At 40.6% G+C, this 25,387-nt stretch carries 14 protein-coding genes and 1 tRNA gene; 14 read left to right on the top strand and 1 reads right to left on the bottom strand.

Annotated features, from left to right (window positions below):
* The first annotated feature begins 73 nt into the window (after positions 1-73).
* The 8 genes from ACRD6K_RS07105 (at position 74) to ACRD6K_RS07070 (ending at position 14,914) form a co-directional block, all read left to right on the top strand.
* Entirely contained in the window at positions 74-2,467 is a 2,394-nt protein-coding gene (locus ACRD6K_RS07105) for an ABC transporter permease (RefSeq protein ID WP_430972692.1), read from the top strand.
* A gap of 67 nt (positions 2,468-2,534) precedes the next feature.
* Positions 2,535-4,865, top strand: coding sequence for an ABC transporter permease (locus ACRD6K_RS07100; protein ID WP_430972691.1), 2,331 nt, complete (start codon positions 2,535-2,537; stop codon positions 4,863-4,865).
* A 99-nt stretch (positions 4,866-4,964) separates the two neighbouring features.
* Complete coding sequence (locus ACRD6K_RS07095; RefSeq protein WP_430972690.1) at positions 4,965-7,307, top strand: ABC transporter permease; 2,343 nt, start codon at positions 4,965-4,967, stop codon at positions 7,305-7,307.
* 159 nt (positions 7,308-7,466) lie between these two features.
* The gene (locus tag ACRD6K_RS07090) at positions 7,467-9,854 is read left to right on the top strand and encodes an ABC transporter permease (RefSeq protein WP_430972689.1); all 2,388 of its coding nucleotides are present in this window, start codon (positions 7,467-7,469) and stop codon (positions 9,852-9,854) included.
* Positions 9,855-10,076: 222 nt separating this feature from the next.
* Positions 10,077-13,514 (top strand): isoleucine--tRNA ligase, encoded by a 3,438-nt coding sequence (gene ileS / locus ACRD6K_RS07085; RefSeq protein ID WP_430972688.1) that lies wholly within the window; start codon positions 10,077-10,079, stop codon positions 13,512-13,514.
* Positions 13,515-13,629: 115 nt separating this feature from the next.
* Positions 13,630-14,007: a TraR/DksA family transcriptional regulator gene (locus ACRD6K_RS07080; protein ID WP_299583650.1), complete on the top strand. Its 378-nt coding sequence runs from the start codon at positions 13,630-13,632 to the stop codon at positions 14,005-14,007.
* A 77-nt stretch (positions 14,008-14,084) separates the two neighbouring features.
* A complete protein-coding gene (locus ACRD6K_RS07075; protein ID WP_430972687.1) occupies positions 14,085-14,750 on the top strand; it encodes a lipoprotein signal peptidase in 666 nt (221 codons plus the stop codon).
* A 90-nt stretch (positions 14,751-14,840) separates the two neighbouring features.
* Positions 14,841-14,914 (top strand) — tRNA-Ile (locus tag ACRD6K_RS07070).
* Between the two features lie 244 nt (positions 14,915-15,158).
* Here the strand turns inward: ACRD6K_RS07070 and ACRD6K_RS07065 are convergent.
* Positions 15,159-16,796, bottom strand: a complete 1,638-nt coding sequence (locus ACRD6K_RS07065) for an ArnT family glycosyltransferase (protein ID WP_430972686.1) — start codon at positions 16,794-16,796, stop codon at positions 15,159-15,161.
* Positions 16,797-17,668: 872 nt separating this feature from the next.
* Between ACRD6K_RS07065 and ACRD6K_RS07060 the strand changes: the two genes are divergently transcribed.
* From ACRD6K_RS07060 to ACRD6K_RS07035, 6 genes are all read left to right on the top strand, one after another.
* Positions 17,669-19,261, top strand: coding sequence for an MATE family efflux transporter (locus tag ACRD6K_RS07060; RefSeq protein ID WP_430972685.1), 1,593 nt, complete (start codon positions 17,669-17,671; stop codon positions 19,259-19,261).
* A 102-nt stretch (positions 19,262-19,363) separates the two neighbouring features.
* On the top strand, positions 19,364-20,476 hold the full coding sequence (locus ACRD6K_RS07055; RefSeq protein WP_430972684.1) for a polysaccharide pyruvyl transferase family protein: 1,113 nt from the start codon (positions 19,364-19,366) through the stop codon (positions 20,474-20,476).
* A gap of 6 nt (positions 20,477-20,482) precedes the next feature.
* Positions 20,483-21,451 carry a GT-D fold domain-containing protein gene (locus ACRD6K_RS07050; protein WP_430972683.1) on the top strand — a complete coding sequence of 323 codons (969 nt, stop codon included), beginning with the start codon at positions 20,483-20,485 and terminating at the stop codon, positions 21,449-21,451.
* 181 nt (positions 21,452-21,632) lie between these two features.
* Positions 21,633-22,574, top strand: coding sequence for a glycosyltransferase family 2 protein (locus tag ACRD6K_RS07045; RefSeq protein WP_430972682.1), 942 nt, complete (start codon positions 21,633-21,635; stop codon positions 22,572-22,574).
* A 125-nt stretch (positions 22,575-22,699) separates the two neighbouring features.
* Complete coding sequence (locus tag ACRD6K_RS07040; RefSeq protein WP_430972681.1) at positions 22,700-23,983, top strand: glycosyltransferase family 4 protein; 1,284 nt, start codon at positions 22,700-22,702, stop codon at positions 23,981-23,983.
* Positions 23,984-24,071: 88 nt separating this feature from the next.
* Positions 24,072-25,373, top strand: a complete 1,302-nt coding sequence (locus ACRD6K_RS07035) for a hypothetical protein (protein ID WP_430972680.1) — start codon at positions 24,072-24,074, stop codon at positions 25,371-25,373.
* The last annotated feature ends 14 nt before the right edge of the window (positions 25,374-25,387 follow it).

The following is a 25,387-nucleotide window of genomic DNA, read 5'->3' as shown; positions in this document are numbered from 1 at the left end:
AGGGCTTCGTGAGCTGGTATGCAGCCACGCGTAACCCGGTGGAGGCCCTGAGGGGTGAATAAAAAAAGGAACTATGATTAGACACTATCTAAAATACGCTTTCAAAACCTTTAAGGCGAATCGTTTGGTTTTTGCTGGTAGTATATTAACCGTTTCGCTTTGTGCGCTTTGTATCTCGCTGTTGTTTACTTACATCCACAACGAACTGTCGATGGATGATTTTCACAAACGTGAAAAGGATATTTACCTGTTAACGGTTCAGCAATCGGCAGAAAGCCAGTTGGAGGCAATTGAGGCCAATTTCTTTTTCGGGTTTAATTATAAGGATTATCCCGGAATTGAGAATTTTACAAGTGTAAAGAAGTATCCCAAGGGGGAGTTCCTTTTCAAATACGAAGATAGGTCTGTTTCTCCAGAAGGTATTGTGGTCGACAGTACTTTCCTGGATATTTTTGATTTCAAATTAAAAACAGGAGATCGAAGTGCTGTGTTGAAAGAGCCGGATGCGGTGCTGTTTACTGACCGGTTTGCCAAACGGTTGTTTGGTGCCGGGAATCCAATGGGGAAGGTGGTCAAACTGTCGGGTGGCGTGCAAAGAAACTATACGGTAAAAGGAATTGTCGAAGCTCCTCCTTCCAACAGTTCCATTACTTTCGACTTTATTCTGCCTAATCATTCCGCTTCATTTAGTCGTTCGGGTGTTAATTTTATTTTAGTTGATGGCGGTTTCGATAAAACCGGTTTTGTTGAAAAAATAAAGAACCTGGGGCATCAGCATTCGCAATTTAAGAACAGCCGCATGAATGTGATGGCTTTCGACGAAATATACAACGATGACTCCAGGGCTGCATTTAACGGGCTTTTTCCCAAACATGGCAATCCCAAAAACATCTATATTTTATTCGTCATTGTAGCTGTTATTTTCGTCATCACACTACTTAACTTTTCAAATTTACAGATCATCAGCATTAATTCGTCGGTAAAAAACATTGGGATCAATAAAATTTCGGGAGCAAGCCAAAAGCATGTTTTTTATCAAAAGCTGACGGAATTGGGATTGCTTATTTGTTTGTCAGCAATACTGATTTCAGGAGCGTTTATTTTTATGCTGCCACATTTTAATCGGATAGTAAGAGTTGAACTGAACCCGGAAGCTTGGCAGGTATTTTTACTAAACCTGGCTATTTTGCTGGCTCTTGTTTTGGTTGCTATGATTTATCCTTCGGTGTTTTACCTGCGAATATCAGTTGTTAAAAGCCTGAAAAATCAAATTTTATCAGGGAATAAATTGGCGGGAAGGAATGTGGTGCCCACGATTCAGTTTACACTTTCTCTGATTTTGCTGATAGCTTCTATTGTTGTGGTAAAGCAACTTCATTTAATGTTGGATAAAGATCTTGGATTTCATTCTGCAAATATTATTACGACTAAACTTTTTTATGAGCAGCCTTTCCTAGATAATCAGGAGGATCGTGCTGCACAGCGAGAAGAATCGAAGAGAAATTTTCAGTACGTAATAAATGAGTTGTCTGCCAATAGTTCAATAAAGTCTTTCACGCAAGGTAAGTCGCCCATCAATACCTATTCCATGCCTTGGAAGCTGCAGGGGGATGACCGAGATTATGCTTCAGCTAATTTTTTGGCAGTAACTCCCGATTATGCTACAACGCTGGATTTACAGCTAGTGGAAGGTCGCTTTTTTGAAAAAGAGAAAGATAAGCAGCGGGAGAATAAAGTTGTTATTAATGAGGCCGCCAAGAAGTATTGGGCAATAGAGGATATTTCTTCTGCCAGAATTCTCAATAAGTATTGGTCTAATTTTGATGAAGAGAATGCGGGGTTTGAAATACTTGGTGTTGTTAAGGACTTTAACTCCGAACATTTATCGGTAAAACCGCGCCCTTTGGCGATGGTGTATTTCGAAGATATTGAAGCCAATTTTATGATTCAGTTTGAAGAGGGAGCAGCGCAGCGGGGAATTCAGTTTGTGCAGAAGCTATTTAGTGAACTTAACCCCGGAGAAACATTCGAATACACTTTTTTATCCGACGATATTGCAGCCATGTACCAGAAAGAAAAACGACTTAGTGAGATCTATATACTTTTCACCCTTATTGCTTACCTGATTTCGTCGGTTGGCTTGTTTGCCATTTCGCTTTACGATACACGCAGCAGGATTAAAGAAATTGGTATCCGCAGAGTAAACGGCGCCACGACTATCGAAGTGATGGCGATGCTGAATAAAGACTTTGTCAAATGGGTGACTATTGCTTTTGTACTTGCCTGCCCAATTGCCTGGTATGCCATGAGTAAATGGTTAGAGAATTTTGCCTACAAAACCACCTTAAGCTGGTGGATTTTTGCGTTGGCAGGTGTGTTGGCCTTGGGAATTGCTCTGCTAACAGTTAGCTGGCAAAGCTGGCGGGCAGCTACCCGTAACCCGGTGGAAGCGCTGCGGTATGAGTGAGGTTTCCATTCTTATGGTTTGAGAGAGAAAAAACGATTGATATCAATAACAATACACAGAAATACAGATGCTTTCAAAAACAAATTTAAACCTGATCATCCGCAACTGGAGGCGGAATAAAGTCTTTACGATTATCTCTATTCTTAGTTTGATTATTGGACTTACTTGCTGTAACCTCTTAATTGCATTTGTAGCCAATGAGTGGCAAATCTCGGAGGGTAGTCCAGCCAAAGACCGGATATTTTTACTGAAAAGTGATAATCCGATGGATGTGCAGAGCAAAGAAAAAACCTCATTCATTTTGCCTGCATTGCCTTCGATGATGAAAGATCGGTATCACGAAGTTGAAACTTTTTGTCGGTTTAAGCGCGTGGATGAAAATGTCATTTTTGAGGCTGATAACTTTAGGTCGGATAAACTCTTGCTTGTTTCTGCAGATAAAGACCTTGATCGTTTTTTCACCATCCCTACGCTTTATGGCGATGTGGCAAAAACTCTTTCAAGTCCTGGAGAGGCCGCAGTGAGTGCCAGCAAAGCAAAGCTGATTTTTGGTGAGACCAATGTTGTCGGAAAGACTTTTTCACTTCATGAGAATAACAATGCAACTCTCTATACAATCACATCCGTAGTTGATGATTCGGAGGCTGCTTCCTTTCTGAAGTTCGATGTGCTACTGCCTATCGATTTAGGTTCTTATTACGGTGGAGTAACTTTTGTAAAGCTCGATAAAAAAGCTTCGTCAGCCTCTGTTTTGGCACAAATGAAGAAAGATGGCAGTGTGCTTCCTAAGCTAACACAGGAGTGCCAATATTACCTCCAACCGCTTACGGATGTGTATTTTGATAAGAGTGAAACACAAAGCAGCTGGGAGTTTCTGATGCATCGGGATCGTTCTTTTTTGTACATAAGCATACTCGCAACAATTGCGATTCTGTTTATCTCCTGCTTCAACTACATGAATATGTACCTGGTACGTATGTTTCAAAATGAAAAGAACACCGGGATTCAAGGAATATTGGGGGCGGACAAAAAGCAACTCGGAATTCAGCTGGTTAGTGAAACATTTTTAGCTGTTTTTGTGGGATTTTTATTGTCATTTATTCTCGTAATCTTGCTTCTTCCAGTATTTAATTCACTGTTTAATGCTTATGTTTCCTTGTCTTTTCTTGCCAACAGAATGGTTATTGCGGGTTATGTTATACTGCTGTTTCTGCTTATCGTAATACCGTCCTTGTATCTATTCATCAGGATGGCTAGAAACCAATCTTTTCAATTTCTGAAAAATGACACTCCGAAGCATAAGGCACGGGTTGTCAATGGTATGGTGGTTCTGCAATTTACGATTTCCATTATTCTGATTGTTGGCGCAATGATGTATTCCAAACAATTGGATTTTATTACAGAAACATCCAATATCGATAAAAATATTATTCAGATTAACGGGGGCGACATTTCCGGATTAAAACTCAAAGCATTTAAAAATGATATTACTGCATTAAGTGGAGTTCAGTGTGGAACGCTGTCCAGCTCCGGTTTTCTGAATGCATGGATTGCAATGAACGACGATAATGTTTCGGTACTGACCTATACTTTCGACAGCGATTTCTTAAAAACACATAGCTTTAGGCTAATTGAGGGTGAAATCTTTTCGAAGAGTGAGTCGGTTGGAAGTAAGCAGGTTGTTGTAAATGAGACATTCGTTCGGAAATATGGCATCGATGATCCGGTTGGGAAGCCCTTACCTGTTTTTGATAAAAGCCTTGTCATAAAAGGTGTAATTGCTGATTTTTATACAGAGCCATTCAGTAAACAGGTAAAACCAACAATTATTTCTCTGTTCAATCCTGAAAAGGGAAGCAGTATTCAGGTCCTTCAGTTACGGTTAAATGCGAATGGGTTAGCTCCAACAATGGCAGAGATAAAGAAAAGATGGGAGGAATATTTCCCCGATAAAATTTTCAACTACACCTTTATTCGTGATGAGTTTGAACAATTGCACAGTAACTACTCGAAAACAGCAAGGATAATTGGCTTCTTTACGATTATCAGCCTTTCCCTAACAGCTTTCGGCTTGTTTGGGATGACTTGGTACGCTGTTGATCGTCGTACCAAAGAAATCGGCATTCGCAAAGTCAATGGGGCCAAAGTAACCGAAATACTCGCCATGCTGAATAAGGACTTTGTGAAGTGGGTTGTCATTGCTTTTGTGCTTGCCTGCCCCATTGCCTGGTATGCCATGAGTAAATGGTTGGAAAACTTCGCCTACAAAACCACCTTAAGCTGGTGGATATTTGCCTTGGCTGGATTCCTGGCCTTGGGAATTGCGCTGCTAACGGTTAGTTGGCAAAGCTGGCGGGCGGCAACGCGGAATCCGGTTGAAGCCTTGCGGTATGAGTAACACTACATCACACGTTGACTAAAGCAAGAACAGTTAAAAGGAGGAGTTTGGGGCTTCTTAACTTTGAAAAGACAGAATGAGAAACAATAGTAAAAGAAAATGATTGGTTCAATGATGGGACACAACCTTAAAAGAGCATTTAGGTCGTTAAAAAGACGAAAAATATATTCATTTCTTGGGATATTGGGATTTGCAATAGGGCTTGCTGCATTTATAAGCATTTCGCTTTTTGTGAATCAAGAATATCGTATGGATACGGTGTACGAAAATCATCAGCGCTTGTATCGGCTGGTTGAGAAAAATGGGCATGAGCAAAATGTAGATATAGACTATGAACTTTATTCGGTTTTGAACACTAAATATCCGGATATTGAGATGGCATGTCCTGTTTATCAGAAAGAAATATGGCCTTTTTTATTTCATACAGAGAATACGTTTCTAAAAACACCACATTTTATCTGTACAACAAACGAATTTTTCGATCTGTTCTCTATTAAAGTACTTCAATGTTTGAGTGATGTTCCAATGCCTGATAAAAATTCGATTGTGCTTCCAGAGTCAACAGCAAAGAGACTATTTCCGGGTATTGATCCTCTTGGGAAGGTGGTAAGTGCTTTTAACAACAATAAATTAACAGTAACAGCAATAATTCAAGATTTGCCAGCTGAAAGTAGTTTTAGGGCCGATTTAATTTTAAATTCAGAGAATCTCAGCTATCGATTTGGTAATAGCCAACGAAATGGCAAGCGAGTTAAGCCAACCAACCATTTTATTTTACTGAAAGGAGATAGTAGCCCTGAAAAATTGGGCCAATCACTTAATAGCACATTGTCTGTCTATAATCCTAATGTAGGTCAAGTATCACTACAGCCTATAAAAAGTATGTACTTTACGACGGGTATATATGGTAACCGTAACAAAGTTGGCAATACAGCCTTAATTTATTTGTTTGCCGCAATCGGAGGGCTTATTCTGATCTTGTCCCTTGTCAACTATATACACTTCCTGTTGGCATCTCAGCTTGCATCAAAAACAAAAACAGGGATTAATCTTATTCACGGTGCCAGATTTAAGCATATCGTATCTTATTGCTTTATAGAATCATCGTTGTCGATAGGTATTGCTTTAATTGTTTCTATCTGTATAGTGTGGTTTGGATTACCAATGGTAAACAGTATCTCACAAACGTCACTGACCTTTACAGATTTGTATTCAAGCAGACTCATAATTTTCCTATTGTGCATGGTGTTGGGAATAATATGTCTGGTATCTTTTATTTCTGGATGGTCTAGTAGTAAAAATGGAATAAGTTATTTGCTGAAACGGAGGAAGATTGGGTACCGCAATAAGCTGAGTTCATTTCTTACTGTGTTTCAGTTATCAATCTCAATTGTTTTAATTGTCTGTGCTATTGCTATTAATGGGCAATTAAAGATGCTACATGAAAAGTCACTAGGTTTTGATGCCGAACGTGTTGTTAAGTTGGAAGTACCTGGGGCATTTAAGGCACATGACGTATTGAAAAGTCAAGTTGAGGGTCTCTCATTCGTGCAAAACTGTTCTTGGAGTGATGGTGGCCCCGGCTATATAAATCTTGAAGGAACTGAGGAAAGTATTGGAAAAGCATTTAATGTTCTTGGTATTAGTGGAGATGAGGATTTTATATCAACGATGGGCATTTCTTGTGTGGAAGGAAGAAATTTTTTGCCTTCAGATCTGGAGAAAGCATGTCTGGTTAACCGAGCCACTTTGAAAGCCTTCGGATGTGATAATTTAGAGGAGCTTTTAAAGGTAAAGGACAAACTATTTTGGGGAATTACTATTGTTGGGGTGGTAAGTGATTTTAATACTGCTTCGTTACATTCTTCAATTGAACCAACTTGTCTAATCTATTCCAAAGAAAGTCGTTTTTTTCTAAATGTCAGACTTATGGAAGGAAGTGCTCTTGAGCAAATGAAGCAGCTCAAAAAATTATGGGGAACTATTATCCCGAATTATCCATTTGATCCTGTTTTTTACAATCAATATTTCAATTCACTTTATAAAAAGGAAGAGAAACAAGGAAAGGCAATAAGTTTCTTTTCGTTCATCACAATTTTTATCACCTGCTTGGGCTTGCTTGGGCAAATTATACAACATTCGGTAGCTATGACCAAAGAAATCGGCATCTGCAAAGTCAATGGGGCCACGATTATCGAAGTGATGGCGATGCTGAATAAAGACTTTGTCAAATGGGTGGCTATTGCTTTTGTACTTGCCTGTCCCATTGCCTGGTATGCGATGAGTAAATGGCTTGAAAATTTCGCCTACAAAACCACCTTGAGTTGGTGGATCTTTGCGCTGGCAGGTTTGCTGGCCTTGGGAATTGCGCTGCTAACGGTTAGTTGGCAAAGCTGGCGGGCGGCAACGCGGAATCCGGTAGAAGCGCTGAGGTATGAGTAAGTAAATATCCACTTTGGGTTTTATTTTGAATGAGATCTGAAGTAATTGACTGGTTGCAAGAAATAATGTTGGGAGTGAGGAATTTAGGAGTGAATTCTGTGAAGAAGGATAAATTGCTGAATGTAGATATAGTGTGAAAATGCTTTAATAATTTTGCCTATGATTTGGTACAGCTTCAAATTATTTATCCGTAGGGTTTTGAGCGACAAAACCTTCTCGCTCATCAATGTTGTCGGACTGACAGTTGGGATTACGTCTTTTTTCGTTCTCTTTTTGCATGTGATGAATGAAAAAAGCTTTGATACCCACTTTGAGGGCTACCAGAACATTTATCGGGTTAGCTCGTCGCCTGAAGGGCAGGGATTTAAGGATTGGGCACGAAGCTTAGGCATGGTTCATAAAGCGGCAGTAACCCTACCCGAATTAGAAGTGGCCACTCAATTCTCGCATACGCCGGTTGGGACGATAACCATCGATGGGCAAGCCATTCAGCAAGAAGATGTTTTGTCGGTTGATCAGGCTTTTATGGATCTTTTTATGGTTGAAAGCGTCGTAGGAGATCTGACCGAAATCAATAAGCCCAACACTGCTTTTGTTTCAGAGGCCTTTGCTCAAAAGTATTTTCCTGATGAAAACCCCATTGGAAAGATTCTGGAGGTTGATGCCTTGCAATACATGCGTGATTTGGGGGCTTACGAAATACGGGGAGTAGTCCGGAATACGTATCCTAAAACACACTTCAATTATCATGTTCTGCTTTCGCAAAAAGGTGCACTTAGTGAGCGGTATGCCTCGTTGCCCGAACTAAAAATACACTGGACTTACAATTACATCAAACTGAAGGAGCATGCAGCGCCATCGACGGTGGTTGCAAAGTTGCTGGACTATTTTAATGCCAGTAGTTTGAAGGAGACACGAGGCCCGAAAGATTACCGGTTTGGATTGATCCCGCTTGCTGATATTCATCTGAAATCGGATTACCGGTTTGAGTTAAAGGAAAGTTCAAGCAAGATCAATATCGGTTTGTTTGTGCTTATCGCTAGCGTGATTTTGTTGACTTCGCTGTTGAACTTTATCAACCTGACTTTGGCTAAACTCATAAAACGTTCTAAAGAGCTGGGCTTGAAAAAATCGTTGGGGGCGAACGTCACTCAGCTCATCAGGCAGGTGTTGGTAGAGGTTTTTTTCTTTTGTGGCTTGTCCATGGTACTTGCTTTGATTTTGGCTGAAAGCATTCGTCCAGCCATTAATCGGATCTTCGATATTGATTTCCGAGTCTACTATTCTGAGCCGGTGGTTTATGTTGTCATGGGGCTGGTTGTTGCTCTTTGTTTGGGGTTAACAGCCATTTTCAGCTACTTCTTTTTGTTGAAGAAAACATCAACTATTGATATTCTTTGGGAGAGAACGAATTTCTCGGGAAGTGTTGTTTTGAAATCCTTGCTGATTGGGCAGGTGTCTATTGTTATTTTGCTGCTCTGCGGTACGGTTTTAGTGAACAAGCAAATCAATTTTATTGCCAATCAGTCACTTGGTTTTGACCAGGAGAATGTGGTGGTGGTAAAGGTGAGCGATTTTTCAAAAGATCCGGCTGTTTTTGCCAGCGAACTGGAAAAGCTAAGTTCAGTCGCTGCTGTTGGATTTACCAGCCAGCATTTTGGATATCCTACGCAAAGTATAAATCTTGAAGGCCTGGGTATTGACGGCAGCGCTGAGTTTGTATTTGCGAACTACGACTACCTGAAAACCATGAATATTCAGTTGGCTGAAAACTGGATCAACCCAGCTGCCGATACAGTACGGGGCATGGTAATTAATGAGCATTTGTACCATCGACTGATTGAAAGACACGGAAGCCTGGATGCGCTGCATGCTTATCAGCAAACCCAACCTTTGGAGCCCGATCAGGAACGGATAAGTTTCATTGGTGTTGCCAAAGATTTTAATTACAATTCAGCTCATCAGCCGATTGGCGATTTTGCTTTCTGGCTGGATGAATCAGCCAGGCGTGCACGGTTTACACATGTTCGGCTAAACCCCGGAAACCTTCAAGCGGCAATGAATGACGTGAAACAGGTTTGGCAGCAACTTTACCCGGAGCAGGAATTCAGTTACTTTTTTATGGATGAACAGATTGCTCAACAGTACAAAGCCGAAGTCATATTGAGTCGTATTCTGCTTAGCTTTTCCATCCTTGGTGTGCTGATTAGTATCATCGGGATCAGTGCACTTTCGCTATTTATTGCACAACAGCGGACCAAAGAAATTGGCATCCGGAAAGTGAATGGCGCCACAATCTTTGAAATCCTTACTTTGCTCAACAAAGACTTTATCAAGTGGGTCACCATTGCTTTTGTAATTGCCTGCCCGATTGCCTGGTATGCCATGAGTAGGTGGCTGGAGAACTTTGCCTACAAGACCACCTTAAGTTGGTGGATATTTGCTTTAGCTGGTTTGCTGGCCTTGGGCATCGCGCTGCTAACGGTTAGCTGGCAAAGCTGGCGGGCAGCGACACGGAACCCGGTAGAAGCCTTGCGGTATGAGTAAATTGTCTGAATCAGGTTTTATGGGTTGAAAACATTAATCCTGAAAGTCCGGCAATCAAGCGCATGCTGATTCTGACAATATACTGGCAAAAACTGTCGATTAGCTTTCCTGAAAAATACAGCGAACAGGGTAATTCTTTAAAGAACAAGAACTAGGCTCCCTGAACGCAAAAAATTTCTATATTTGTACCTCTTAAAAAAAGAACGACAAAATAGGAATCCAATGAGTGATAAATTTCCTGTATACAAGCAGTTAGACCTTTCTCAGGTGAACAAGGATGTTCTGAAAAAGTGGGAAGAGGATGATACCTTTCATAAAAGTATAAGCACCCGCGAGGGGAATGAAACCTTTGTTTTTTATGAAGGGCCACCTTCTGCGAATGGAATGCCGGGAATTCATCACGTGATGGCACGGGCCATTAAAGACACCTTTTGCCGCTACAAAACCATGAAAGGTTTTCGGGTTCACCGCAAGGCCGGATGGGATACCCATGGCTTACCAGTGGAGCTGAGTGTTGAAAAATCATTGGGAATTACCAAAGAAGATATTGGGGGCAAAATTACGGTTGAAGAGTACAATGCTGCTTGCCGCCGCGAAGTGATGAAATATACTAAAGAGTGGGAAGAACTGACCCGCCAAATGGGGTATTGGGTGAACATGGATGATCCCTACATCACTTACGATAACCGTTATATTGAAACGGTTTGGTGGTTGTTGCGCAAGCTTTTCGACAAAGGATTGTTGTACAAAGGATACACCATTCAGCCCTATTCGCCAGCTGCAGGTACCGGGTTGAGCTCGCACGAGCTGAACCAGCCGGGATGCTACCGCGATGTGAAAGACACTACGGCTGTAGCTCAGTTTGAAGTGATTCGTAACGAGAAGTCCGAGTTTTTATTTGAAGGAGTGGATACGCCTGTTTACTTTTTAGCATGGACGACAACTCCCTGGACGCTGCCTTCGAACACGGCACTTTGTGTGGGACCAAAAATTACCTACGTCAAAGTAAAATCGTTCAACCCCTATACCGGAGCTCCGGCTACAATGATTTTGGCGAAAGATTTGCTGAGCGCTCACTTCAACCCCAAGCATGCCGAGCTTGCCTTGGATGAGTACAAGCCGGGAGATAAGAAGATCCCGTTTGAAGTGGTGGCTGAATTTACCGGTGAAGAATTGGCCGGCGTAAACTACGAGCAGCTGATCAACTGGGTTCAGCCTAAAGGAGATGCTTTCCGCGTGATTACAGGTGATTTTGTGACCACGGAAGATGGTACAGGAATCGTGCACATTGCGCCTACTTTTGGTGCTGATGACGACCGGGTAGCAAAGCAAAACGGCATTGTACCCTTGTTTGTGGAAGACAAGGAAGGCAAAAATCAGCCGATGGTTGACCGCAAGGGCCGCTTCTATCGAATTGAAGATTTGGAACCGGGCTTTGTAAGCACTCAGGTGAATCAGGAAACCTATCCGGAATTCAGCGGGCGCTATGTCAAAAATGAATACGATGAGGTGCTGGATGAATCTTACTCAACAATTGATGTAGACATTTCAGTGATGTTGAAGAAGGAAAACAAAGCCTTCAAAATAGAAAAACACGAACACAGCTACCCGCATTGCTGGCGTACGGATAAACCGGTTCTTTATTATCCGCTGGACAGCTGGTTTATTAAAACGACTGCGGTAAAAGATAAGCTGATTGCGTTGAACAATACCATCAACTGGAAACCAAAATCGACAGGTAGTGGTCGTTTTGGAAACTGGCTGGAGAACCTGGTAGACTGGAACCTGAGCCGTTCGCGTTTCTGGGGAACACCGCTTCCAATTTGGCGTACGGAAGATGGCACGCAAACCAAATGCATTGGTTCGGTTGAAGAGTTGATGGCGGAAATTGAAAAAGCCGTTGCTGCCGGAATGATGGATAAAAATCCGTATGAAGGATTTGAAGCCGGAAACTTTGATGCAGCCAACTACGATAAAATTGATTTACACCGTCCGTATGTGGACGACATCTTTTTGGTGAGCGACGACGGGCAGAAAATGTTCCGTGAGCCGGACCTGATTGATGTTTGGTTTGATTCGGGGGCAATGCCTTACGCACAACGTCACTTCCCGTTTGAGAACAGTGATATTTTCAAAGATGTATTTCCTGCTGATTTCATTGCAGAAGGAGTGGATCAAACCCGTGGATGGTTCTTTACGCTGCATGCCATTGCAACCATGATTGATGAATCGGTTGCATTCAAAAATATTATTTCCAACGGACTGGTGCTCGACAAGGCGGGCAATAAAATGTCGAAACGTTTGGGCAACGCGGTTGATCCGTTCGAAACGATTGAAAAATATGGATCGGACCCATTGCGCTGGTACATGCTTACCAACGCACAGCCTTGGGATAACCTGAAGTTTGATGTGGGCGGAATTGATGAAGTACGACGCAAATTCTTCGGAACGCTCTACAATACCTATGGCTTTTTTGCCTTGTATGCCAACGTAGATGGTTTCCGGTTTAAAGAGGCCGAAGTACCGGTGAGTGAACGTCCGGAGATTGATCGCTGGATTATCTCTTTGCTGAATTCGCTGGTGAAAGAAGTGGGCGAGAGCCTGGAAGCGTATGAGCCAACCCGTGCCGGACGCGCCATCTCCGAATTTGTTACCGAGAACTTAAGTAATTGGTTTGTACGCTTAAGCCGGAAACGTTACTGGGGTGGTGAATATGATCAGGATAAAATTTCAGCCTACCAAACCTTATACTCGTGTTTGGTGACTGTGGCAAAACTGGCGGCTCCAATAGCTCCGTTTTATGCTGACCAGCTTTATGCCGACCTGAATAAAATGACCGGACTGGAGCCAGATCAAAGTGTGCATTTGGCGGAATTTCCAACAGCAAACGAAAGCCTGATTGACCGTGAGTTGGAGGAGAGAATGGCTATTGCACAAAAAGCCTCTTCCATGATTTTGGGCTTGCGCCGAAAGGAAAAACTAAAAGTGCGTCAGCCATTGGCTAAAATCATGGTTCCGGTGTTGAATGAGCATTTCAAGACGCAGTTTGAAGCGGTTGAAAGCATCATTCTTTCAGAAGTGAATGTGAAAGAGGTGGAGTACTTAACGGATACTTCAGGCATCATCAAAAAGAAAATTAAGCCCAACTTTAAAACATTGGGGCCAAAATATGGCAAGATGATGAAACAAATAGCCGGTGCCGTTTCCAAATTTAGCCAGGACGAAATTGCTCTGCTTGAAAAATCAGGATCGTATGCCTTGTCGCTTGGTGATGAGACGATTAATTTGAGCACGGACGATGTTGAAATTCTGACTGAAGATATTCCGGGCTGGCTGGTTGCCACCGAAGGTGGTTTAACCATTGCTTTGGATATCAACCTGACTGATGATTTGAAGCAGGAGGGAATTGCTCGTGAATTTATTAACAAAATCCAGAATTTGCGGAAAGAAAGCAACTTTGAAGTGACGGATCGCATTGAAATTATTATCGAAAAACATGACTTTTTCAATGAATCGGTGCGTAATTTTAAAGAATATATCAGTGCGCAAACCCTGGCTGACAGTCTTGAACTAATCGATAACATTGGGGATACAGCATTTTCTCGTGTAGAAATTGATCAGGATGTTGATGCTTTGATTCGTCTAAATAAAATAAGTTGAACCACTGATCGTTTAGTATGTTCTATGACCTGAGACAATTCAAAATATTTTTATAATTTAGGGTCGCAATTGATGATCACCTGATCTCCGTTGGGGATCCTAAAAATTTAAGGTTATGACAGAAAAAACGAGATATACAGATGCCGAATTGGCTGAATTCAAAGAGCTGATTCTGGGTAAGCTTGAAAAGGCTAAAGCGGATTACGAAATCTATAAGAATTCGATCACGCAGAGCGATGGTAACGATACGCAGGATACTTCGCCCACCTTTAAGGTGCTGGAAGAAGGAGCTGCCACACTGTCGAAGGAAGAAGCCGGGAAACTGGCCCAGCGCCAGTTGAAGTTTATTCAGCACTTGCAGGCAGCTTTGATACGGATTGAGAACAAAACCTATGGGATTTGTCGTGAAACCGGAAAGCTGATTGCCAAAGAGCGGTTGCGCGCGGTTCCTCATGCTACATTGAGTATTGAGGCCAAGAACAGTCAAAAGTAGAACACTACAGGTAGAAATTATAGAAATGATTGGAAGGAATTCGCTTCCAATCATTTTTTTATGAAGAAAGTGAAATCATGTCAAGATTAACGAAATCCTTACTTCTGGTTTTTTCGGTGCTTTTTGTCGATCAATTCGTCAAAGTGTTGGTTAAAACCAACATGTACCTCGGGCAAGAATTTTCAGTAATTGGAGATTGGTTCCTGATTCATTTTGTTGAAAACAACGGAATGGCCTTTGGAATCGAATTTGCCGGCGAGTATGGAAAAATCTTTTTGAGTTTATTTCGGATTGTAGCCGTAATCGGAATTGGCTGGTACTTGTTTAAACTCATCAAAAAGGAAGAAGTGCCAATGGGCTTTATCGCTTGCATTGCCTTAATTCTGGCTGGAGCTATTGGTAATATCATCGACAGTGCTGTTTATGGCTTGATTTTTAATGAAAGTTATGGGCAGGTTGCTCAGTTTCTGCCGGCCGAAGGCGGATACTCTTCTTTCCTGCATGGAAAGGTTGTTGATATGCTTTATTTCCCGCTGTTTTCAGGACGTTATCCTGGCTGGCTCCCGTTTATTGGAGGAAACGACTTTTTGTTTTTCAGGCCGGTATTCAATATTGCTGATTCAGCGATAACCATCGGAATATTCAGTATCCTCTTGTTTTATCGTCAGTTGTTTAGCAAGTTGGATGGTACTGAACTTGAATCAGAAGATGAGTCTGAAACTGCCAGTCAGCAAGAATCGTAGATAATAGAAATATCGGTTTTTGCTTGTGTATTTTCAGCTAATGTTGTAAACTTGCAATCCGAATTTTACACTTATCAACAAAAATATTTAGGGCCTATAGCTCAGTTGGTTAGAGCACCTGACTCATAATCAGGTGGTCCCTGGTTCAAGCCCAGGTGGGCCCACTTCATAATCAGAGAGTTACAAGAATTACTTGTAGCTCTTTTTTTGTTTGCTGTGGATCAGGTCCAAATTCTGGGACTAGGCATAAATTTTACACAATCTGTAAAGGAAAAACTTTGCTGTCCTGTTGATATAGCTTGACCAAACAAAGTGCGAGAATCTCTTCAGTTTCAGCAACAAGTCTAGTTTAGCTCATGGGATGAGCTAATTTACTTTTAACATCAGACTCGTCTAATTTCTTTCTATTTACTTCTCCTTTAGCTGAACCAGGTAGCGGGGTTTTAGTTTGGAAGCCCGGGTTTTGGGATTGAGAAATTTAATCGGGAGACTTGACATGCTTTTATGTTGAAACACGCCAACTGTATCTACCGCAATGTTCATTTGAACCAACTTTTCCATGCCTTCCGGACCGGTGTACAACCAGTCGTTTGCAGGTGGATTGATCGCTTTAAAATCTTCAGCGGTAATGATGTATCGGCCATAGCTCTTAGAGTACAAGAAGATCTCCCAATAGCGGCTTTCGACTGTAAAAATATGCAGTTTCTCATTAGGGGCAGCTTGCTCGTTAAATATAGCACAAGCTTGAAAAGAGGATTGGTACTGGCTTAGCTTAGGTAGAATATGAACGTTTAGTGTAAATAATAAAATTGAATTGGCCAGCAATAGATAAGTCAATTGTTTGTTTAGTCCGGGTTTCCAGCGAAGCACATAAACGAATCCTGCGGTTAATAGACCAATGATGATCCAGATCCAAGGGTTTCTATTTGGGAAAACATAGCCTAAAAAAGCAGCAGTCAAAGTCAGAAGTACGAAGGCTGAAATCAGGTGAATTGTGCCCAGTGCTTTTCGAAGTTTGAGGAATTGTGGTTTCTCAAAGATCAGGTAAGCCCATCGGGCTGCAATTATTGTTAAAAGAGGCATAACTGCTAGTTCGTAGTGGGGATTCTTTGCCCTGGCAGTCGAAAGAATCAGTAAATAAATCAGGCTTCCGCCAAGCGTATAATATTCGTTTGTTGGGGTAATTTTAAGCTTCTGGGTTATCTTCTCCTTGATCTGAAGAAAGACTCCAACGAAAGTGAAAAAGGCCCAGGGGGCAATAACGTACAAACTTGTGTGGATGTAGAAGAAAGGATCGGTATTGCTACCGGCATAACTTCCACTGATGCGTCCGGCATTGTTAGTCCAGAAATAGAATTTAATGCCTTCCATGCCGAATTGCTGGTATAGCCCCCATAAAGCCGGGAGAATGGATAGAAGCAGGATGAAAAGGGCGATAACCGACCGGATATTGAGCAACATTTTAAGATTGCGGGTAAATAATAGGTGCAAGCCAACTGCCGATCCAACAATGACAAGTGCAACTGGTCCTTTACTGAGAAGGGCTAATCCGAGAAAAATCGTGCCCAGATAGAATGCTGAGTTCTTATTGAATTTTATCCAGGCTGCATATTGCCAAATGGCCAAAATAACAGGAACAACCAACAGTGTATCGGTGTGAATATCATTGTGAAAATGAACGTATCCTAAACAAGTTCCCCAGAAAAATGCAGCCAGCGTTCCGGTTCTTTTGTCGTATAATAGTTCGCCCAGTTTAAAGGTGCCGTAAATCCCGATTAAAGAAATGAGCAAGACGCTTAGTTTAAATGCAAAGACTGAAACTCCGGTGATCCGAAATACAGCGGCAGCAATCCAGAATAAAAGAGGTGGTTTTTGATCATAGGCATCGCCTCCAATGGTCAGGTTAATCCAGTCCTGGTTGTCGAGAATTTCACGACCTACCTGTGCGTACTTTGCGGCATTAATTACAATAGGAATAAACAATCCGGAGATATTGATCAGTAAATACAGGATGATACCCAGCAAAAGCCATTTCTCTTTTTTCATAAGTGTTGTCAACTTCTTTTAAGTACGTTTTGGTACGATCGAGTTAAAATGAACGATTTGGTGTTGTTTATAATCAAAAGTACTAATTTGCAACAGAACATTTGGCACCCTAGCAAGGGCGGTATTCAGTGCGCGAATATAATACTAAACAAATGGTTAAAATTGACAGCTCGCCGAATTCACAATTATTTTACGGATACGGATAGCGTGAGGTGTAAATCAGCTCGTTTGAGCTTCTTGATAATGAACATCATCAATTTGGGAGTCAGGATAAATATATGGCAATTATTTTTTTGAATATTTTTTCAAAACTCATAAAATGGCCTTTGTTAGACCCGATATGCTTACGTTGTTTTTTTCTCTTTGATGTTTTGAATCGATGCTTTGTAGATGAAAAAAGATGCTATCACGAAGGTTATCAGATATATTCAAGGATAATGTTCAGTTTGCCCGTGTTATTTGCGGCATTTGTAATAGTGAAGCGGCTTTTACGTGAAATTACCCATTGTTTTGAAGCAGATCTCAATCGATATTTGAAGGTGTGAGAAAAGTGCTAAAAATGCTCTTTTCAGAACATCAGATTGGGAGTCAGTTAGCGAAGCTGTATTGTTTTATGAAATATTGAAGAATCGCCATTTTACTCTTCTCTTTCTTATTTGGTTAGGGGAGTTGCTGAATTAGGTTGATTTTTATGCGGCTCATAATAATACCAACTTCATAAGTTAATTGCAAAAAAACTTTCTCAAAATAGCTTTAAGACAACGAGGCACCAATTGAATTTTGGGAGGCAAGCGGCGAAGCTGTACCCTGTTCTGAAAAGGACTTTTCTTTTAGTATTATCAAGGCTTAAGGTTCTTTCTTATTTCAGTTGAATGATGGAATCCAATGGACCAAAGCAAACAATCTATACCCCAAATTATATGCAGCCAGCAAAGCGTGTCGCCCTAAACACAGGCATTCTATATGCCAAGATGGGAATAACGGTCTTTATTTCTTTATATGCCACAAGACTTATTCTTGCTGCTTTGGGGGCCAAGGATTATGGAATTTTTAATGTGGTAGGCGGTGCGGTATCGATGTTGACTTTTCTGAATGGAGCGATGGCTGCTGCGAGTCAGCGGTTTATGTCATATGCACAAGGGCAAGGAGATGAAGGAAGGCAAAAGAAGATTTTCAATGTTAGTGTAGCTTTACATCTTATTATAGGTTTTGCATTAGTAATTCTTCTTGAATTGTTGGGCTACTTTCTCTTTAGAGGGATTCTTACGATCGATCCTGCTCGGATGGATGTTGCCAAGCTTATATATCATTTTTTGGTAGTTAGTACCTTTGTAAAGGTTATTTCAGTACCCTATGATGCGGTTATTAATGCCCATGAAAATATGCTTTTTGTGGCGATTATAGGAGTTCTCGAAGTCGTATTAAAACTTAGTATTGCAATTTTTATAACCTACACAAGTTTAGATCGTTTAGCTAGTTACGGTTTCCTAATGGCTTCCTTGGCGATACTCTTACTATTGATTTTACGAGTTTATTGCCATCGAAAGTACGAAGAGGTAACAATCAATATCAGGAAGTACTATGACAAGGATCTATTTCGGGAGATGACTAGTTTTGCCGGATGGAGTTTTTTAAATAGTGCTGCCAGTTTAGTGACCATGCAGGGAATGTCCATTGTTTTAAACTCGTTTTTTGGTACTATCCTGAATGCCGCTCAAGGAGTCGCAAACCAGATTGCCGGACAATTGATGGCATTTTCAAATACGATGTTGAAGGCGCTAAATCCTGTACTGGTCAAGAGTGAAGGGGGAGATAACAGGGCACAAATGATTCGTATTGCGATGACTGGCTCTAAGTTTTCTTTTTTTCTACTTGCCTTCTTCGCCATTCCTTGTATAATAGAGACAAGATTTATTTTGGAATTTTGGTTGAAGGAAGTGCCCGAATGGGCTGTGGTTTTTTGCAAGTTGGAAATCATTCGGAATCTTATAACACAACTAATTGTTGTTGTGCAAAGTGGTATTGGAGCAGAAGGTAACATTAAGAACTTTTCTATTGTACGTAGCGTGTCTTACTTCCTGCCGCTTCCATTATCAATCCTGGCATTTTCACTTGGCCTGCCTCCCTATTTTATGTATGTCTTGTGGATCTCCAGTTGGGGGATTATTGGGGGAGTTATAGTTATCTACTATGCTCATAAAAACTATGGCCTTTCAGTCAAGGAGTATTTATATGAGGTTTTTTTGCCCTGTCTTTATCTTTTTTCAATTACTTTTTTTAGTGGATTATTACCTTTTTTCTTGATGGAGGGTAGCTTCATCAGGTTGATTGTTGTAGGATTTTCATCAAGTCTTGCTTTCATATTAACCTTTTGGTTTATTGCTATAAACTTTCGTGAAAAACAACTGGTGTATATGCTGCTTGAAAAGATCACTGAAAAATACTCCAGAAGAAGACAGGAGTAGTCTTCTTGGAGCAATCTTATCTTAAGGCAGAAAAGAGTATTGGTGAGTTTGTTTGGTAATTACAGAAGTGAATGTAATAATGGATACAGATTCGTATTTAACATGAAAACATCAGAATCAATAAACAAAGAAAAGACCAAAGTGGGAATTCTTACCTTGCCTTTTAATGCGAATTATGGGGGAGTTCTCCAAGCATATGCTCTTCAGACGTATCTTATAAAGCTAGGATATGATACAACACATATTTACAGAGATTTTCCGGAGAAAAATAAGTTAACTCAGCTTGCTAAAGACATTGTGAAACTCTTATTGGGAAGATCGATTCGTCGAGCTATTGAGGGGCGAAACTTAGCCCGCTTTTTTAAGGAGTATGTTGCACCAAGGACCAACCGAATCCGGACCAAATCTGATTTTAAATGCATTGAAAAGTATGGATTTACAACAATCATCGTGGGGAGCGATCAGGTCTGGCGCAAAGCTTGTATCTATGGAGATTTGAAAATGAACTATTTCCTGGACTTTGTCGATGGAAAGGTTAATAAAATGACCTATGCTGCCTCATTTGGGATTGATGAATGGCAATATGATGAGGATGAAACCAGGGAGATTAGGAAACACATCAAAGAATTTCAAGCTGTTTCATTAAGAGAAAAGTCAGGCGTTGAGCTATGTGAAAAATACTTAGGCGCTGATGCTGAGCATGTTGTAGATCCTGTGATGCTTCTCTCTGCAGATGATTATGTTGAGGTGGTCAACAAGGAGCAAGCCACTATTAAAGGAGATTGTCTCGTTTATTTGCTGGATAAAACTGACGAGAAACAAGCTATAGTAAAAGATATTAGCGACCGGTTTGGCTACACGCCTTTTTCGGTGAATCAGTCTAAGAGAAAATGGGGGCTGAAAGTGAAGCCCTCTGTGGTAAGTTGGTTACGAGGCTTTTATGAGGCTAAGTTTGTTGTTACAGATTCTTTTCATGGTTGTGTCTTTTCAATAATCTTTAATAAGCCATTCTTAATAATTGGAAATAAGGAGAGAGGGATTGCCCGGTTTATTTCTGTCCTAAATGATTTTGGACTGGAAGGGAGAATGATTACCAGCGGAAACGATAATTATATCAGCATTGTTGAGGAACCGGTACAATGGGATGAGGTGAATAGAAAACTCAAACAAAAACGGTCAGAGGCAACTCATTTTTTGACATCATTTATTAGATAATTTTTCATGATAGATCAGACGATAAGATTAGGACTTATGATAGCGCGTAAGGTTTACGCTCATAGTCCATGGGGAAGTTTTCCGGACAGACCGCAATGTATTAGAGAACCTAACGAGGTAGCAGAAATAATTAGAAGTCGGCTTTTGGATGATAAGCCTTGCATGATTGCCAGGTTCGGAGCCAATGAGTTGTCAGCAATGGTTAATTATTTAGGAGTCAGAATAAGAAAGAGAAGTGTGTCAGAATATATTTTTGAAAATTCACCATCATGGTGGTGGGATGAAAAGGTTATTGATTTGATGCATACAGGAGCTGGCTTTTTCCCTCCACAGGAAGACAAACTTGAAGAATTTAGTCAATTAATGATAGCAGATACGCCTCAAGTCGATATTCTCGGATCTTGGCAGCCAAATGAAAGGTATTTTCAAAATGAACTGAAAAATGCCATTAAAGTGCAGTTGCTGGTTCTAGATCCTTATTGGGCGGAAAAGCCGTGGACATCAGCATTGGAGGGTAAGAAAGTTTTAGTTGTTCACCCGTTTACAGAAACAATCAAGAAACAATACAAGAAGCGGGAATATTTGTTTGAAAACAATCTGTTACCCGAGTTTGAACTAAAGACAGTGCAGGCTGTGCAAAGTGTTGCCGGAACAAAGACCGCTTTTGCAGATTGGTTTGAAGCGTTGAACTTTATGAAAGAGGAAATCGATAAAATTGATTATGATATTTGTTTGATTGGAGCTGGAGCTTATGGGTTTCCATTGGCCGCACATGTTAAGAGGCAAGGGAAAAAAGCGTTTCATGTTGGAGGCAGTTTGCAGCTTCTGTTTGGGATACGAGGAAAGCGATGGGAAAGTCCCGACTATCATCATACTTATGACTATCCCGGGCTCGTCAATCAACATTGGGTTACTGCCAGCCAAAAGGAAAAGCCCAAAAACTCTGATCTCGTAGAGGGAGGCTGTTATTGGTAACTTAATTCGTGGTCAACTGAAGTCATCAGTTTCTATTATAATTCCCCAAATCCTAATTTTTGTTGATCCTCTGTTTACTTTTTGCCAGTGAAAGCATGTGACTGGCTAGAATGGTGCTGATTGCTTCATCTATTTATTTGGGTGAGGTAAAATTCAATTCGTCAATACTTAATAAAATGAAATGAGTTATACGGACTTACTTACGATATCCATGCCTGTTTATGAAAGGAAGGATTTTTTTCTTACTGCTCTTGAAAGTGCATTGAACCAGACCGTAAAGTGTAAGATCATTGTTGTTGACAACTGTTCTTCTCATGATTACTTTGAAAAAGTTTGTGAAGAAAAAGGCGTTCCTTATTATCGGAATAGTGAGAATATTGGAATGGCAGGTAATTTTGCTCGTGGCTTTGAGCTTGCAAGTTCAGAGTTTGTGATGAATCTGCAAGATGATGATCAGTTGTCACCTATCTATGTAGAATCATTTTTAGAAGCTTATAATCGACATCCGAATATTGATATTTTCTATTCTGATTTTATTCGCTTAACCAATGAAGGCATGTTGCCGCATAAGCATACGCTTCCCTTTGGTTATATGGAAAATGGTCAAAAAATCATCGAATATGGAATTCGATTTAAGTTAGGTTTTCCCTATATGGCAAGTGCTATAAAACGCTCAATTGTAAAAGGGTTTGAAGCAAATATTGAAGGCAGTGGGTGTTATGACTGGGTGTGGATCTATTCTGAAGCAGATGAGTTCTCGTTTTATGGTGACTCACGAAAGTTGTACGTTTTTAGGGATCATGATGAACAGGATACGAAAAGAAATTTATTGAGGTATGCGATGACGTTACCTTACATATATGATGAAATCCTAAGGGAAAAAGTTGCCGATGTTGGACTTAAGCGAAAGGCAACCCGAAATGCATTTTGGGAGTTGATTCGATTGAAGACTTTGGCTGATAAAGGTCTGATTGACGACTTTGTGGAAAAGAATACGGTGTTTAGCAGTTATCTTAAACATAAGTTAGAGGAGGATGGAAGATTGAGATTAATCTTTCGCATGCCTAGAAAGATGGTTTGGTTTAATTACCGGGTTATACAAAAATTGAAATTGAACACATAAACCTTTATCACTATATCCGGGGCAAAGACCCCTTTATTCTTTTGCTTTAATATTCATTTGCCCAGCTTGGAAGTAGCAAAGGCTTTCTTTTGATTCCTAGCGACGAATGACTATTGGAAGTAGTAATGAAATACTTAAAATTGAAACTTGTGAAGATTCTTTGGTTAACCAATTCCCTTTTTCCTGAAGTATATGCTAAACTGAACATGAAAGCACCTGTAACCGTTGGGTGGGTGAATTCTGCAGCGAAAGCACTTTTAAAACAGAATCCATCCATCAGTTTAGGGGTGGCGTCTTTTTACAAGGGGAAAGTGTTTCAAGAGATAGAAATTGATCGGATAACTCATTATCTAATTCCAGAGGCAATTAGAGCCACACTGCACACTGATCGTGATGACCATCTTTGGCGAACAGTGAAAGCTAAATTTAGTCCTGATGTTGTTCACATCCATGGATCGGAGTATCTACATTCTTATGCTTTTGTAAGAGCATGCGGCGCTGAACGGGTTGTGGTTTCAATTCAGGGGCTGGTTAGCGTTTATGAACGGTATTATTATGGGAGTATTGACTTTATGGAATTGCTGAAGTCGACTACGATCAGGGATTTGTTGCGTCTCGATACGCTTTTCTCACAGCATCGTAACATGGCAGAAAGAGGTAACTATGAGCAGTTACTCATTCGAAAAGTAGGACATGTTATCGGCCGGACCTCCTGGGATAGAGATCATACATGGGCTATTAACTCTGATGCGAGATACCATTTTTGTAATGAGACATTGCGCCCGTCGTTTTACAAGCATCGCTGGTCGCTTGAAAATTGTGACCCTTGCCGCATTTTTGTAAGCCAGGCTCATTATCCGATAAAAGGACTTCATCAATTGATAAAAGCACTACCGTTTGTATTAAAACATTACCCAAATACAAAGGTCTATGTTGCCGGGAATAACTTCTTTAAGAACAAAGGAATTCGGATAAGTGGTTTTGGGAACTACATCAATAAGCTGATTAAAAAGTTGGATTTGGAAGACAAGGTGGTGTTTACGGGTCTGCTGTCGGAGCAGGAAATGTGTGAGCAGTTCTTGAAATCAAATGTCTTTGTTTGTCCTTCAGCAATAGAGAACAGTCCTAATTCTGTAGGTGAGGCTCAACTCCTTGGGGTTCCCTGTATCGCATCGTATGTTGGAGGAACCGCTGATCTTGTTGAAAATGGCAAATCGGGCCTTCTTTATCGTTTTGAAGAAGTTGAAATGCTTGCTGCCAATATTTGCCGTTTATTTTCGGATAAAAATTTAGCTCAAAAACTATCAGAAGAAGAAAAGCTGGTGGCAATGGAAAGACATCATGAAATCAATAATGCCATTGAGCTTGGTAGCATTTATTCTCAGATAATCTGTCAGAAAAGTCAGTGACTACTCATTGAATAAGGCACCTAAAGACTGGATAGCTGAGATTATATAGGCTTGAAGGTCTTAGTGTTTGTGAGAAAATAAATATGAGATGATTGAACAAAAATTATCAAGGATACTGCCGTTTACTGGTTTGATTCTTGCCGTTTATTCTGTCCAGCGATATTCTTCATTTCCACTTGGGAATACCATAATATGGTGGGGGATCAATTTATCTATTTTGTTGTGTTTTGCACTTCTTGCTCGTTACAGTGTGATCGGCAATGAGGATAAGCAAACAACACAAATTATTCGGTGGTATTTGATCTGGAATGGCTTTAATATTCTCCGAGGGCTCTTTATTGCTGAATTGTATTGGGATTACAAAGGCCTGATCGAAATGGGAATGGCCTTAATGATACCTTTGGTCGTTTATTTAGCATTAGATAGAGAGAGAGTACGATCTTTTCTTGCATTCTTTTTAAACATAGCTATTCCGGTTTCATTCCTTTTTCTTCCGGTGCTTCCAATTGGAGGATGGGGGTGGTACGTATTCCCGGTTAGTTTGATGATGCTGTTTTTCCCGGCTTTGCCTATACGCGGGAAAATCTATGTGCTAGTAATTACAGCCCTTGCTGCTTTTGGTGATGTTGGAACCAGAAGTCATACCATAAAATACCTGATGCCGGTTGTCCTTCTCATCGGATTTTATACGACTCGGAATTTTGCATTGTCAGGACGATTAATGAAGCTTGCTCAGCGACTTCTCATGGTTGTTCCATTCCTGTTTTTTATACTGGCATTGACAGGCGTTTTTGAAATCTTTAAGATGGATCAGTATATAAAAGGAGAGTATGTGGAAACAAGAGAGAATTCAGAAGGTGAAATTGTTGAAGAGAATTTAACTGTGGATACCCGGACTTTCTTGTATGCTGAAGTTTTACAGTCTGCTTTGAAATATGATTATTGGTTAATTGGTCGGAGTCCGGCAAGAGGAAATGAAACAGTACACTTTGCACATCTAGGGAAAGAAACGACCGGACGTCAGGAAAGGTTAAGGAATGAGGTTGGCGTTTTAAATGTTTTTACATGGACCGGTGTTGTAGGTGTTATTTTATACTTTCTAGTGTTTTACAAGGCATCATTTTATGCCATTTTTCGATCGAATAATATTTACGTCAAGTTAATAGGGCTTTTTGTGTCTTTTCGCTGGGTTTATGCTTGGGTTGAAGATTATCAGGGTTTTGATATGAACAACTTTGTGATTTGGCTAATGATTGGGATGTGTTTTTCTTCTGCCTTTCGCAAAATGAGCAATGTTGAGATTAAGTTGTGGATTTGGGGCATTTTTGACAGCAGATACTTAGCCAAGTACAGATTATATACAAGGAAGGAATTTAGTAAGTCAATTTAATCATTAGTAGTTAT

It is taken from the genome of Sunxiuqinia rutila (assembly GCF_050589705.1).
GTDB classification, from domain to species: Bacteria; Bacteroidota; Bacteroidia; order Bacteroidales; family Prolixibacteraceae; genus Sunxiuqinia; species Sunxiuqinia rutila.
The sequence above is the reverse complement of the archived record's forward strand: the minus strand, read 5'-3'. Positions and strand labels throughout refer to the sequence as shown.